Origin of the sequence: Teredinibacter haidensis, from assembly GCF_014211975.1 — a bacterium.
Taxonomy (GTDB): domain Bacteria; phylum Pseudomonadota; class Gammaproteobacteria; order Pseudomonadales; family Cellvibrionaceae; genus Teredinibacter; species Teredinibacter haidensis.
The window spans coordinates 3,696,693-3,710,900 of sequence record NZ_CP060084.1; the positions used below are offsets into that span (position 1 = coordinate 3,696,693).

General features: G+C 48.4%; 12 protein-coding genes. 1 reads left to right on the forward strand and 11 read right to left on the reverse strand.

What is annotated here, in order from left to right:
* Window positions 1-85 precede the first annotated feature (85 nt).
* The 11 genes from H5715_RS14865 to H5715_RS14915 form a co-directional block, all read right to left on the reverse strand.
* Window positions 86-385 (reverse strand): hypothetical protein, encoded by a 300-nt coding sequence (locus H5715_RS14865; RefSeq protein ID WP_075185764.1) that lies wholly within the window; start codon window positions 383-385, stop codon window positions 86-88.
* 1,421 nt (window positions 386-1,806) lie between these two features.
* The gene (locus H5715_RS14870) at window positions 1,807-2,220 is read right to left on the reverse strand and encodes a hypothetical protein (RefSeq protein WP_075186122.1); all 414 of its coding nucleotides are present in this window, start codon (window positions 2,218-2,220) and stop codon (window positions 1,807-1,809) included.
* 1,523 nt (window positions 2,221-3,743) lie between these two features.
* A complete protein-coding gene (locus tag H5715_RS14875) occupies window positions 3,744-4,172 on the reverse strand; it encodes a hypothetical protein (protein WP_075185462.1) in 429 nt (142 codons plus the stop codon).
* Between the two features lie 865 nt (window positions 4,173-5,037).
* Window positions 5,038-5,850, reverse strand: coding sequence for an alpha/beta hydrolase (locus tag H5715_RS14880; protein ID WP_083608170.1), 813 nt, complete (start codon window positions 5,848-5,850; stop codon window positions 5,038-5,040).
* Window positions 5,843-6,544, reverse strand: a complete 702-nt coding sequence (locus H5715_RS14885; RefSeq protein WP_075187187.1) for an SDR family NAD(P)-dependent oxidoreductase — start codon at window positions 6,542-6,544, stop codon at window positions 5,843-5,845. The genes H5715_RS14880 and H5715_RS14885 overlap by 8 nt, the downstream gene beginning before the upstream one ends.
* Window positions 6,545-6,562: 18 nt before the next feature.
* Window positions 6,563-7,762, reverse strand: coding sequence for a heme biosynthesis HemY N-terminal domain-containing protein (locus tag H5715_RS14890; RefSeq protein ID WP_075187186.1), 1,200 nt, complete (start codon window positions 7,760-7,762; stop codon window positions 6,563-6,565).
* Entirely contained in the window at window positions 7,759-9,000 is a 1,242-nt protein-coding gene (locus H5715_RS14895; RefSeq protein ID WP_075187185.1) for a uroporphyrinogen-III C-methyltransferase, read from the reverse strand. Before H5715_RS14895 ends, H5715_RS14890 begins: the two co-directional genes overlap by 4 nt.
* Window positions 8,997-9,806, reverse strand: a complete 810-nt coding sequence (locus tag H5715_RS14900; protein ID WP_075187184.1) for a uroporphyrinogen-III synthase — start codon at window positions 9,804-9,806, stop codon at window positions 8,997-8,999. Before H5715_RS14900 ends, H5715_RS14895 begins: the two co-directional genes overlap by 4 nt.
* Window positions 9,796-10,722, reverse strand: a complete 927-nt coding sequence (gene hemC / locus H5715_RS14905) for a hydroxymethylbilane synthase (protein WP_075187183.1) — start codon at window positions 10,720-10,722, stop codon at window positions 9,796-9,798. The genes H5715_RS14900 and hemC overlap by 11 nt, the downstream gene beginning before the upstream one ends.
* 87 nt (window positions 10,723-10,809) lie before the next feature.
* Window positions 10,810-11,544: a LytR/AlgR family response regulator transcription factor gene (locus H5715_RS14910; protein WP_075187182.1), complete on the reverse strand. Its 735-nt coding sequence runs from the start codon at window positions 11,542-11,544 to the stop codon at window positions 10,810-10,812.
* An 18-nt stretch (window positions 11,545-11,562) separates the two neighbouring features.
* A complete protein-coding gene (locus H5715_RS14915) occupies window positions 11,563-12,666 on the reverse strand; it encodes a sensor histidine kinase (RefSeq protein WP_075187181.1) in 1,104 nt (367 codons plus the stop codon).
* 138 nt (window positions 12,667-12,804) lie between these two features.
* Here H5715_RS14915 and argH point away from each other — a divergent pair, with 138 nt between their 5' ends.
* Window positions 12,805-14,205 carry an argininosuccinate lyase gene (argH, locus tag H5715_RS14920; protein ID WP_075187180.1) on the forward strand — a complete coding sequence of 467 codons (1,401 nt, stop codon included), beginning with the start codon at window positions 12,805-12,807 and terminating at the stop codon, window positions 14,203-14,205.
* Window positions 14,206-14,208: the final 3 nt, after the last annotated feature.

Here is a 14,208-nt window from a genome sequence, read left to right on the forward strand (position 1 = left end):
GCCTCAAACACCGGCTTGGTGAAGTTGGCGACTTTTTTGGAACAAAAAAGGTGACAGCTTTACCAAGTCCGAGTGCTTTGACTTGTTATGACTTTGCATGACGACCCACCAAAAGCGGTATGCCACTGCGAACCCAAAACTCAGGGCTAATACCACCACTAGACATACCGTGGCTACGAAACCTCTCGATGCCGAAATGCTTTTGATAGCTAATTGGATGCCCAGTTGATTTTTCGTACTCTTTTTCGATTAAGACCTGTAACTCTTGCGGAGTATCTGGCATATCAATTTCTTTGAAGACTTCCTGTAGCTCACGCCACAGAAAAGGATCACCTCGCAATCCCCACTGTATTGGTTCTTCTTCAAATATTTTTGATACTTTCATGTTCTCGCTCTAGAGTCATAACGTTGTTATAAACTGCACTTTTTATGTAATGGAATGTTGTGTGATTATGCCGCAGGCATGCACAACATGAAATGGAGTAAAAAGTGTCAGGTTTGATGACTTTGTTATAGCAAGGCAGCGTTCATACCTACAAACCTTCCCCATTTCTCTAACAAAGCCATCGCCGACAATAACGAACAGGCCGCCGCACGCCATTTCCCTCTAAACACTACCACTACTGACAAAAGCCGAGCAACAGCACAACATCCAAACTGGCAAAGACTCGTAGTTAAATACCACCAACGATAAAGAAACTACGTTAGCGATGCCTAATCTCGCGATTTACGATCCAACTGCTTGACCAAGGCCCTACGAAGTAAGGTAAGGGATACTTGAGACTCACCTAAAAATGTAAAATGCTAAAGACCGCTATAACGCCGAGCTCACCGGCGCATATTGCGGAGAGCGTTTTTATGTAAAATGGAGCACCGCGACATACATAAAAACGAGCGCAGCAATATGCGTCCGAGTGCAGCGATTTGTTATGAGCTGGGTGGCACTTACTTTCTACAGCGCTCTTTGTGGAGCGAACGCGGAACTTTAGCCTATTAAAAACCCAACCAGTATAAACTACTATTCTAACAATTCGCATTGTCTTGATGGAGCCTTGAAGATGCGAACCACCCATTTTTTATTTCGCAGTGGAATCCCAAACGGTAAGCCAAAGAACGAACAGTTTTAGACTCACCTTGTTCCAATACTTTCTATTGTAACCACTTCACTACATTCTTGTACCGAGTGAAACTATTTGTTCTTTCTCGACGTTTGCACTTACTAAACTGCGAGTTCTCAAATTGGACAGTATTCTGGAACGATTTACAAATTATTTAAACCCGCCATAACGTTGTTATAAACTGCACTTTTTATGTAATGGAATGTTGTGCAATTATGCCGCAGGCATGCACAACATGAAATGGAGTAAAAAGTGTCAGGTTTGATGACTTTGTTATAGCAAAGCAGCGTTCGTACCTACAAACTTTCCCCATTTCTCTAACAAAGCCTTTGCCGACAATAACGAACAGGCCGCCGCACGCCATTTCCCTCTAAACACTACCACTACTGACAAAAGCCGAGCAACAGCACAACATCCAAACAGGCAAAGACTCGTAGTTAAATACCACCAACGATAAAGAAACTACGTTAGCGATGTAGAATCTCTCGATTTACGATCCAACTGCTTGACCAAGCCCCTACGAAGTAAGGTAAGGGATACCTGAGACTCACCTAAAAATGTAAAATGCTAAAGACCGCTATAACGCCTTTGTCAGCTGCGTTTTGGTTGTAGTGGATTTTTGTGCAAAGATGGCCGAAGGCCATGCACAAAAAGGAGCGAAGACCAAAACGTCAGCTGGACAAACTTGTTAGGAGTTTTCTTCATTACGTTTTTTCCAGCCTTCCCAATAATTGTCACATTCTTGAGATAACTCATCGTCTGTTACAGGGATGCCATTATCTATTTCAATAGTTGCACTGTCGTAAGACAACCTTAAAGTGCCAGCAGAACAATCTAGGACCAATGGTTCTTTACTTTGCACATACAAAACTTCAGGTTCTAAGTCTTCTATATCTCTTAGGTTACTTGTGGGTTGCTCATCATATTCTTGGAATTCAAACACTGTGCAATTACTTAAAGTAACTACAAAGCCCTCACCCTCTCCCTGGAACATTTCACGGAGATATAGGATATTTACAAATACTCTTAATTCACCAGGGACAACACCTTCAATTCTGGATATATAGCCATCATGAAATATACCCCAACTGTCTCGATCCATGGTGACTCCTAACGCCGCCATATGGGGCAGCTTTGTAGTTGATTTGTTTTGTGCTATTCAAGCACAAAACGAAGCGACGGAAAAGCTGTCCACATGATGGCTTTGTTAGGCGATACGCAACACTTTGCAAGGAAAGTACCCCTTTTAATAGCTACCGACCAATACAATATCCCATATGATTAGCTATTAAACTTTCTAATTCTGGATTATTTATTAGCGAAAAATATATTGTTGTATCGTAATTCGACGGATCATCACGAACTGACATACATAGAATCATATCCATTTTCTCTATAAGGAATCTAGGATAGAAATCCCTGTAGCGAGTGTAAAAATTTATGTCATCGTAAATTATTGGAGTTACACTTTCGCGAGTCTCTCCTGCGCCTGCTTTATCGGCGATTTGATAAAGATTGGAGCTCAGCAAATGAACTCTCGCGACACTCGTCTCCATAAGTGAATAAACTATAAAGTAGAAACAAAACACAACACCTAATATAAATGAAATGAGGGAATTAAAAACATTTTTCATGGTGATGTGCATATTCCCTATGATACCTAACGCCGAGCTCACCGGCGCATATTGCGGAGAGCGTTTTTATGTAAAATGGAGCACCGCGACATACATAAAAACGAGCGTAGCAATATGCGTCCGAGTGCAGCGATTTGTTATGAGCTGGGAGGCACTTTCTTTCTACAACGCTTTTTGTGGAGCGAACGCGGAACTTTAGCCAATTAAAAACCCCAACCAGTTTAAACTACTATTTTTACAATTCGCACCTTCTTGATAGAGCTTTGAAGATGCGAACTACCCATTTTTGTTTCGCAGCGGAATCTTACACGGTGAGCCAAGGAACGAATGGTTTTAGACTCACCTTATTTCAATACTTTCTATTGCGACCATTTCACTACTTTCTTGCACCGAGTGAAACTATTTATTCTTTCTCGACGATTGCACTTACTAAACTTCAAACTCTCAATTTAATAAATATTCTGGAACTACAACTAAATTATTTAAACCCGCCATAACGTTTTGCTAAACGGCGCAGCTTGCTGCGTCCAGTGGAGGCCGTCTTTTGGCCGGAACGATGTTTAAGTAATTTGTTATAGGCGGAACCGCACAGAACCTGCTAGTGAGGACCACAATACCTTACTCAAAGACCCTTCTTCAATATTTGGACGTAACCGACGCAAAGATGGTTAGAACAAAGTTCAGCGACCAACAACCAAATGAATTACTAAGCCAAGCCATATTGTTGCTTTTTAACAATTTAGTTTGGCTGGCATTACCCGCACCGAGAACGAACACTCCTAACCTCAAACTATAGCGGCCGACAGGCGGCCTTTTAGCTTAAAAGTTATTCCACAAAACTCTCAGAAATCTCAGTGCTCAATTGAAACACGTAAAAACCTTACAACCAACTACGAGCGCTTATAACGTTCGTATATGGGGCGAGCAAAAGCGCAGCTTTTGTGAGTCCAAGCCGCGAAGCGGCTGAACCATGATGCGCTTGTTATGAGTTTCATTGCTGCTTGCTCCAATCTCTATTTCTTACCCCTGCAGTCTGAGCTGGATCTATTTCTTTAGCTTTTTGTAGAATTGATAATATTAGCTCATTATTCTTCCACTCTGGCACGGGATACTTCTCATGCATGACAGCAAGAACTCTAATCATTCCCCATGCCCGATCAAGTTCGGCTTCATTTTCAAAGCACTCTTCATAGGGCAAAAGTTGACCTAACCCATAAATAGTATTGGATAAATCACGAGTAAGGCTATGACGAGCCTCATCAGGTTTGTTTATGTTGAAATACTGAAGCGCGGTAAAAGGTAAGCGAACATCATAAAGATAATCTTGCAATATAGACTCGCTATTCTCATGGGGACACGCCTCAACTGCATAAGAATTTTTAGCAAAAATAAATATAATGGATAAGATTAGATATTTCATTAGCACCTACTCATAACGTTTTGCTAAACGGCGCAGCTTGCTGCGTCCAGTGGAGGCCGTCTTTTCGGCCGGAACGATGTTTAAGTAATTTGTTATAAGCGGAACCGTACCGAACTTTCTAGTGAGGACCACAATGCCTTACTCAAAGAGCCTTCTTCAATATTTTGACTTAGCCGACGCAAAGATGGTTGAAACGAAGTCAAACAACCACCAACAAATTATTTACAAAGACAATCTATATTGTTGTTCTTTAACAATTTAGCTTGGCTGGTATAACTCGCACCGGGAACGAACGCTCTTAACCTCAAATTATGGCGGCCGACAGGCGGCCCTTTAGCTTAAAAGTGATTACACAAAGCTCTCAGAAAAACTCAGAGTTCAATTGAAACACGTAAAAACTTTACAACCAACTACGAGCGCTTATAACAATATTATTAGGGCGTAAAACGCCGTATTAAATGCGGCGAAATGCCGTCTTTCAACGCGTGCATTGTTTAAGGATACGCCCATACCACCACAAATCCTAGGCTCTACACTTATAATGAATAGCTATTAGTATTTTTCGCGCTTTCGCACTCCAACTGCAGTTAGACGGCGACCCTATTTAACTTTTTATATGCACACGTTAACAATAGGTTTCTAGAGGATAAATTAGATGCTCCGTGCGGAATATTTACCATAAAAATTTTCACCAAGGCGCTGTTATTTCAATCATGCTTTCTGTGATATTTTACGCACTCGAGCGATGGCTATGGTGTTTACGTTTCTGCCGGTGTAGCTATGGCCCTGGGAACTGGGCGGATGGTCGTTGGAAATTACCAGCCGTTGGGCCTATTGCTCGGTGTTACGTAATAGACGTTTGTTTTTATATTCCGGGTACGCTATTGCCACTTTCAGCACCTTGTTCCTCTAAAAATTCGCTTATTGCACTTAGGTACTGCGGTATATTACTTATCGAGTTGTGCCCCGCGCCTTCAATTTTTATTAGTGTTGCAACACCGCGCGGGAATTGATGGTAGAGCTTTTCACTATTGGCCATTGGGATGATGGTATCTTCTGCGGCAATCATCATTAGCGTGTCGCAGCTTATGTGCCCGGCGCGGCTAGCTGAATCGTATTTTTCCGTTATCATCCATTTTATGGGGTAAAACCAATAGGTTCGCGCCGCCAGTGCTTCAATACTGTCGTAGGGTGTAACCAATACCAGTTTGTCGATTTTGCGCTGACTGGCAATATAGCTGGCTACTCCGCTTCCGAGGCTGCGCCCGATCAACGCAACTTTATCGTATTTTACGGCCAACTGATCGTATATATATAGCGCATCGGCAAAGATCGTTTTTTCGCTTGGCTCGCCTTCGCTACCGCTGTAGCTACGGTAGTGGAAGCCCACGAGTGTTTTGTGTCGCAAGTAAGGGGAGAGGCCTTGCAGGCTATACGCTATTTGCTCCGCGTTGCCGCCAAAATATATGACAAGTTCACGCTTACCATCGTTTACAACATGCCCCTGTAGGTGGTAATTGTCATGGCTTATCTCCACATTTTCCACGCCCGCTAGCGATACCGCTCGTGTGGGGAAATAAATAAAGCTGCGCTGAAAAACAAAAAGCGCTGCCCCAATTCCCACATAGGCGAGAACCAGTAGCAGCGCTACATTTTTAACAAACGTCAACTCAGTCAAATAGGGTAAAGTCCTGCGCCCTGAAATATTCGCCGTTTGCGCCGCCATCGGCAACGATGACCGGGGCGAGCATACCAGGCAATGTAGATTCGACAGAATCCCAAGCGTCTGGTCCACCGAGGTCTGTGCGGATCCATCCCGGGTCAATGCAGTTTACCCGCACGTTGGTATCTTTGAATTCATAGGCTAGATCTTTAGTGAGCTTGTCCACTGCCGCCTTGGTAACACTATAGGGTGCAAGGTTGGGCTGGTCGGCAATGCCGGAGGACAGGTTCACAATGCGCCCCCAGTTGCGTTCTTTCATTCCTGGGCCAAAGGCATTGCACAGTTGTGCCAGGGCAAATACGTTCACCTGGAAAGATTTTTTCCACACGTCCATGCTGAATTCAAATACGGGTGTGGATTCGCAACTAATGGCGGCGTTGTTGTAGAGTATGTCGATCTGGGGAGCAACTGCCCGCACCTGCGCAATAATTTTCGCTACACCCTCTTCGGTATCCAGTTCACCAAAGACATTTTTAACCTCAACACCGGTTGCTTTAAGCATCTCCTGTGTTTTTTGGGTGTTTCCCTCGGCTCTGCCATGAACGATAACGTTGCAACCCAGTTGCGCGAGTCCCAATGCGATTTGTTGGCCGATACCGCGAGCCGAGCCTGTTACCAGTGCCCATTTATTGTCGAGTCTTTTTTTCATTGTTTTACCTGTTGTCGATTACTGCGTTGTGAGCAATAAACCTTTTTGATACAGAGCGGCACTCTTCTGGTGGTCGCCCAACTGAGAAGCCAGGGCTGCAAGCTCTGCATAAGCCTGGGGACATTCCTGTAACTGCAAGCTGCGCTCGTAATAGCCTCGCGCCTTGCCCCACAATTCATTAACCATGGACATTCTTGCGGCGGCCAAATGTACCTGCGCTTCATCTTCGTGCTGGTGCAACCAACGCTCAACATGGACGAGCTGTTCAGCTGGTTTGACCGTTTTGATGGTACCGTAAATAGCCGCTAAAGATGGATCCCAGTTTTTATTCAGTGCCTGGCGAACCAACTGTTCGGCCTTATCCTGCTGCTCTGCGTGGAGCAGCAGTTTGGCATATTGCGCGATAAGTTCAGGTGAATGACGCAGCGAACGCGGTACGCTCTGCCAGACCGCAGCCGCCTTTTGGGAAGATTCTGTAATACTCTCGGTGTGATTGTTTTCTGCCAGCAAGCCCACATAGGCTTGTACTTCCATTTTGTGCAAAAGCTCATCGCTGTATTGCTTTGAATATTTTAGCTTCGGCAATAGCTCTACCAATTCTTGCCATCGCTGCTGCGCAATATAGAGCTTGCCCTGTAGGTCCAGAACGGTAGGGTGCAAGGGTGAGCTTTCGCTGGCAAGCTCTAAGGCCTCTGCGCACGGCTCATATTGTTTTTCCGCAAGCTGAATACGTGCCTGCGTGAGCAGCACAACCAAGGCCTGTTCCGGTGCGTTTTCTTTTGCCAGGGTTAAAAGCCGATGACTTTCTTCCTTGTCACCCATTTCATATGCGCTTCGTGCGGCCGCCAAATAATGTACCAGGGGCTGATCGCTGCGCTTGGCTACACTGAGCAGATCTTTCTTTGCTGCCTTCCAGTTACCTTCTATAAAATGAATAAGGCCCCGCTGGGTTTTAATCAGAACCTGCCGGTTTCTTCGATTGGAGAAAATTCGAAGACTAAAGCCAAAATACTGGAGAATATGAACAACAAATCGGTACAGCCACCAGGTAAACAACAGGCCTGCAGGGAAGGCCGCCAACCAAAAGCTCATCTCTATGGTTGTGCTGCCAACACTGATAAGAATATAGCCGGAATCTTTGCGAATCATTTCAACCAATATTGGCCCGGCCAATAAAAACAGTAAGCTAAGCGCCCCTAAGAAAAGCAGCCGTTTCATTTCTGCTCGCTCCCCGCCGCTTTTGCCGCACCTTTTAAGCTATGCAAATCTTCAACGTAGCTGTGTAACAATTCCAGCGAGCCGGTAATATCGGGCAAATTGCTGACGATATTTCTTTCGGCCAGCAGTTGCAGCTGCTTACGAAAGGCGATTGAGGCACTGGATTCTGGGAAGAATCGGTTTATGTAGTCGTCCGCCTGCTCCAGGCTTTGGCGATAAATTTTCGGCTGTTCGCGCAATAGCGCCAGCTGAGCACGCTCCAAAATCAAACGAATATTGTGCTGAAGATATTCGGCCGTTTCCGGTGCTAACAGGGCTTTCGCTTCTACGCTGTGGTCTCGCACACGAACATATTTACCCAGCGCACGAACAAACGCTCTGAAGCTATTACCCAGCTTGGCCAGCCAACCCTGCTCGCCCGCTTCCGGCGCTTCCGCTACGGCCTTTTCACCCACGCTTTTCATCAGTTCCTGGCGAGTCGGTTGCAACGGCAGAGCATGCAGCTGCTCGACCAGACCATAAATGGAGAGGTAAATGCCTTCTACATCGATTGTCTGCGTCAGGCGCAAGGCCGCCAGATCATTATTGACGGCTTTGCGCAGTGGATAGAGGTCGGGGTCGGCAAGATCGCGCAGTATCAAATCGGCCTCTGCCAGCAGGGCTTCGGCACCGGCGGCACTGTGTTCGATTAAAATGCGTTGGTTGGCCAGCTTTAGGAGGTATTCGGCTTCCGCCAGTAGCCAGTCTTCGCGCGTTACGGTCGACATTGCTAGCAGGCGGCGGTTTTGCGCCACTACTCTCTGCTCTAGTACCTGAATGCGTTCACTCGCGCCTTGTATTTGCTGCTTTGCATCGGCCGTTATTTTTTCCTGCAACTGGCTGAGCCTGGACAGCTGACTTTGCTGCTGCTGTAGCTGGGCTTCCAGTACAGAAAACTGGCCGGCCTTTTGCTGATCGGCTTTTATATACTCGTAACCACGCCAGCCCAAAAAGGCAACGGCGGCAATGGTTGGCAGAATTAGAATAAGCAGCAACAAAAACACCCAGGGAAACCGCCTTTTTGGCTTGGCGGCTTTAACCGGCTGAACGATGTCTTCTTCAACCTTTTCCTGGGATGTTTCGCTCTCGCTATTGTCGTGTTCGATTACGGCACTGGCTGTTTCAGAAGTAAGCGTTTTTTCTTCCGCTGACTCTTCCGCCGATTCCAAACCGTCGGCTGGTTTTTTATCTTCAGTCATAAAAGCTTCTCAGAAAACTCGTGGATCAGGCTGCTTAGCATGCTCTGCTCAGAGGCGTTGGGCGATACAATTATGCGCTCAAAACCCAGATTTTGCGCCTGTTGCGCAACTCTCTCACCCGGTACAACAACCGGCATTTGTCTTATCACGCCAGATAGTTCCGGCCCTTGCGACTGCTCCATGGCAAACAAGGTGTTCGTTAAGGTTTCACCGCTAAAAACAGTTAGCACATCGTTAGCTGGCGAAAAATGTTCTGCTTTAAGCTGTTCTATTACTCCGCTGGGAAGTGCACGCTGGTACAGTTCGCAATAGTCAACTGTAGCACCCCGGCTGCGCAATGCCTGCGCCAACAGGCCCCGGCCACCCAAACCTCGGCAGATCAGTATTTTCTCGCTGTCCAGCCGCTGTAACTGTGGATGCTGCAACAATTCTTCGCTGTTCATCGTCGTTGATGCCAATTGCACATCGTTCACCCCCAGTTGCAACAGTTCGCGAAGCAATGCGGCGGTTTTACTGCCTATGGCAAAGTATTGGACACCTACGGGCATTTGCGGCCAGTAGTCGTGCAGCCAGTTGCAGGCGTGCTGCACCGCATTTTGGCTGACGAAAATGGCCGCACTGTACTGATCAAAGTTCAGTATGCGCTGCTTGATCGCCTGCTGTCGCTGCGAATCTGAAACGGCCCGAATCTCCAGCATGGGCAGGCTGAGCGTAGTAAAACCCTCTTGCTCCAGTTGCTGGCACCAGCCGGTGTTCTGCTCTCTCGGCCGGGTGGCGATAACGCGCAAGCGCCCCTTATTTACCATAAACGCCCGCTAAAATGCGGCCGGCACCGGCAGCCAGTAGCTGCTCGGCCAACTGTTCACCCATACGCTCTCCAGACTCGGTTTCGCCGGTGATTTCCCTATGGATAATTTCGCTACCATTAGGCTCGGCCACTAGGCCACGCAACCACAGCTGCCCGTCCCTATGAATCGCATAGCTGCCAATCGGCACCTGACAACCACCCTCAAGCGCTCGGTTCATGGCCCGTTCGGCCAGCACCGCCTGCGCTGTCGCCAAGTGGTGCAGGGGCCGAATCGCGTCCAGTACAGCCTGGTCATTCGTGCGGCACTCAATCCCCACAGCGCCCTGCCCACCGGCGGGCAGTATGGTTTCCGGTGGAATACAACTACTGATACGGTCGTGCATCTCCAGGCGCTTTAATCCCGCAGCGGCGAGGATAATTACGTCGTACTCACCGGCATCGAGTTTTGCTAGACGGGTATTCACGTTGCCACGTAGAAAGGTCACTTCAAGGTCCGGGCGCAACGCCAATAGCTGGCTTTGGCGGCGCAGGCTGGAGGTGCCGACAATCGCTCTGGAGGGAATATCTTCCAGTAATAGATATTTATTGGATACCAGGGCATCGCGTGGATCTTCCCGCTCACAGATTACCGCTAACCCCAGGCCATCGGGAAACGTCATCGGTACATCTTTCATGGAGTGAACGGCAATATCCGCCTCTCCTTCCAGCAGCGCGTGCTCTAGCTCCTTAACAAACAAGCCCTTGCCCCCGACCTTTGCCAGGGGCACATCCAGTATTTTGTCGCCACGGCTGGTCATGGGCACCAGCTCAACCTTTATTTTCGGGTTGCGCTTGAGAAGTTCTACTTTAACAAACTCGGCCTGCCACAGCGCCAGTGCGCTTTTGCGGGTTGCGATACGAAGGGTTTGGGTCACTGTTGCCTATCCTCTAAAAGTTAACGCCTATAATAACAGACGCCTATTACAGCTGACTGCAGGAAGGCGTTAAGGAGGTTTGGGAAGCTAAAGTGTCGATAACATGTCGCGTACACTGGCCACGTGGCGACGACTCACCACGGGACGGTAGTCGGTCGATTTCAAACGCAGCTCAAACTGACCAGTGCTAGCCCGCTCCATCGCTTCGATTTCACTGATAGCTACAAGCGCGTTGCGATGAACACGCAAAAATTGGTTGGGGAATTCCTGCTCCAGCTCTTTCAGCGTATCGTCGATAAGCGTCTCACCCGACTCGTGCATAATCGTGACGTATTTTTGATCGGCAATAAAACAACGCACGCCGGCAATGCCAATCAGCTCCACCCCTTTGCGGGTTTTTGCTGCGATATTCTGGCGCTGCCCTTCCGGGGCCGACTCCGCCGCTATGGTGTTGCGCTGCACCTTGTTCAGTCTTTGCGCTTTCTCCAACGCATCGATCAGCTGCTGCTGCTGCACAGGCTTTAGCAAATAGCCAACCGCCAGCGTATTGAACGCCTCCAGCGCATATTCGTCATAGGCTGTGCAAAAAATTACGGCGGGAGGATCCGGCATTTCTGAAATTTTTCGCGCAGCTTCCAGACCGTCTTCGCCGGGCATTCGCACGTCCAGCAGTACAATATCTGGATCATACGCATCGACCGCCGCTACCGCTTCCACACCATTTCCGGCTTCACCAACCACTTCATAGCCGTCGAACCTGTCGACCAAACGGATAAGGCGCTGGCGGGCCAAAGGCTCGTCATCGACAATTAACACGTGCATTTATTGCATCTCCTTGAATCAGGCATTTCTTTCAATGGTCAAAGGATAGCGAAGCTTCACTTTATGTTCTTTGCTGCCTCTCACTACTTTTAACGAGGCCGCGGTTCCGTAGTACGCCATTAGGCGGTGACGGATATTATCCAGCGCTATTCCGTTACCATTGGCGTTGGCTTTATCCAGATCGGCGGTCTTATCATCAACACCCGCAACAGGATTGCAGATGGTAACCTCTAAAAACGTTGCACCCAGGGTTAACTCAATCGTAATGGTGCCACCTTCCGGCAGGGGTTGAATCCCATGGTAGATCGCATTTTCAACCAAAGGTTGCAACATAAAGCTGGGAATTTGCACGAATTCCAAACGCTCGTCTTCCGGCGCGAGCGCCTCTCCCTGCTCGGTCTGACAGCGCCAGTACGCCGTCATACGATCCCCCAGCCGCATCTGTTCAATGTCCATATAATATCGACAGAGATCAATTTCTTTTTGCAGGGGTATCAAACCCGGCTCCCCCAGGCTGGCACGGAAGAGCTGGGACAGCTCCACCACCACGCGCTCTGCGGTTTCCTGATCGACGGCAATCAGGCTGGCGATGGTGTTCATACTGTTAAACAGAAAATGCGGGCGTATGCGTGACTGCAATGCCTGCAAACGGGATTGCATTTCGGCTTTTTGCTGATTGCGCAATTGCTGTTGCAGGTACAAATAGCGCAACCCGATACCCGCCAGCACGGCGGCAACCATTAAATTTCCAATCAGCAGCTGACCAACTCCGATCAGTGAACCACTGCTGATCCAGTGCATTAGCAGTGAAAACGCCAGGGTGTAGAACAATACCAATCCGTAACTGCTTAGGCCTGCGGCGACAGGGTGAAAACGCTTAAGTACCGGGCGCAACAGGCACAGGCTGCCCGCAGAACTCAATACAACCCACTGCGCCAGGACGGAAACCAGACCAAAAACCGACCAATCGAACTTATCCAAACCATAGGCCGCCACCACCGTGGAGCCGACAAGGAGCTCACTGACAAGAATTAACGCCAGTACCGGCTGCGGACCACATAGATCCGGTAAAAAGTCTCCATCGTCTACGGCTACACTGGGTTGAGATAGTTTATTTGTCACTCGATAACCTTGGGCTCTGTTTCAAGCTCTTATTTTCGCGCAAGCTGTAGCGCTCGGGTATAATGTGTGTCCAATTTTCAGCCGACAATCGCCAATACTATTCACCTTTACCTATGGCGTAACAGGATTTAACTAACTATGAGCCAAGAAGACAACCCTGTAAAACCCTGGGGTGGCCGTTTCAGCGAAGCCACCGACGCTTTTGTGGAAAGGTTCACCGCCTCTGTGGATTTCGATCAGCGCCTATATCACCACGATATTAACGGCTCTATTGCCCACGCGACCATGCTTACTTCTGTCGGAGTATTAACCGGTGAAGAGAAAACAGCCATTATCGATGGCCTGGAATCGATTCGCCGCGATATTGAGCAGGGCAAGTTTACCTGGTCTGTATCACTGGAAGATGTTCATATGAACATCGAGGCCGAGCTAACCAAACGCATTGGTATTACTGGCAAGAAGCTGCACACTGGCCGTTCCCGCAACGATCAGGTCGCCACCGATATCCGCCTCTACCTGCGCGATGAGATTGACAATATCGCCAAAGAGCTGACCCGACTGCAGCAGGGTTTGTTAACCATTGCAGAGCGCGAAGCGAATACCATTATGCCGGGCTTCACTCACCTGCAAACCGCGCAGCCAGTTACTTTTGGTCATCACCTGTTAGCCTGGTACGAAATGCTTGGCCGCGACTATGATCGCCTGAAGGACTGCCGCAAGCGTCTAAATCAATCCCCACTCGGCGCCGCTGCCCTGGCAGGAACAACCTATCCCATAGACCGCCACCAGACGGCCGAGCTGCTGGGTTTTAGCCAACCAACACGCAACTCTCTGGATTCTGTCAGCGATCGTGATTTCGCCATTGAATTTACGTCTTTCGCCGCACTGCTGATGACTCACTTGTCCCGCGCAAGCGAAGAGTTGGTACTGTGGACATCGTCGCAATTTAATTTTATCGATCTGCCCGACCGTTTCTGTACTGGCTCGTCCATTATGCCGCAGAAGAAAAACCCGGATGTGCCGGAACTGGTGCGCGGTAAAACCGGCCGCGTAAACGGACACCTGATCTGCCTGTTAACCCTGATGAAATCTCAGCCGCTAGCCTACAACAAGGACAACCAGGAAGATAAAGAACCCTTGTTCGATGCCATCGATACGGTTAAGGACTGCCTGCGCGCGTTCGCCGATATGGTTCCGGCGCTGCAAGCGAACAAGGAGAGCATGTACGAATCTGCAAAACGCGGCTTTTCTACGGCAACGGATCTAGCAGACTATTTGGTACGCAGGGGCATTCCCTTTCGGGACTCCCACGAGATTGTGGGTAAATCGGTGGCCTACGGTATTGAGCAAGGTAAAGATTTATCCGAAATGTCGCTACAGGAACTACAAGAATTTTCCAGCGAAATTGAGCAGGATGTATTCGATGTACTGACACTGGAAGGATCTGTCGCCGCGCGTAACCATATAGGAGGCACGGCACCGGAGCAGGTACTAAAGGCCGTTGCCGTAGCGAAGGACGAGCTGCAGAACCGGGCTTAACCC

Bases quoted from the DNA above. Each gene is read 5' to 3' on its own strand.
- H5715_RS14865 (WP_075185764.1), bottom strand. From the start codon at position 385: ATGAAAGTATCAAAAATATTTGAAGAAGAACCAATACAGTGGGGATTG.
- H5715_RS14870 (WP_075186122.1), bottom strand. From the start codon at position 2,220: ATGGATCGAGACAGTTGGGGTATATTTCATGATGGCTATATATCCAGA.
- H5715_RS14875 (WP_075185462.1), bottom strand. From the start codon at position 4,172: ATGAAATATCTAATCTTATCCATTATATTTATTTTTGCTAAAAATTCT.
- H5715_RS14885 (WP_075187187.1), bottom strand. From the start codon at position 6,544: ATGAAAAAAAGACTCGACAATAAATGGGCACTGGTAACAGGCTCGGCT.
- H5715_RS14890 (WP_075187186.1), bottom strand. From the start codon at position 7,762: ATGAAACGGCTGCTTTTCTTAGGGGCGCTTAGCTTACTGTTTTTATTG.
- H5715_RS14895 (WP_075187185.1), bottom strand. From the start codon at position 9,000: ATGACTGAAGATAAAAAACCAGCCGACGGTTTGGAATCGGCGGAAGAG.
- H5715_RS14900 (WP_075187184.1), bottom strand. From the start codon at position 9,806: ATGGTAAATAAGGGGCGCTTGCGCGTTATCGCCACCCGGCCGAGAGAG.
- H5715_RS14910 (WP_075187182.1), bottom strand. From the start codon at position 11,544: ATGCACGTGTTAATTGTCGATGACGAGCCTTTGGCCCGCCAGCGCCTT.
- argH (WP_075187180.1), top strand. From the start codon at position 12,805: ATGAGCCAAGAAGACAACCCTGTAAAACCCTGGGGTGGCCGTTTCAGC.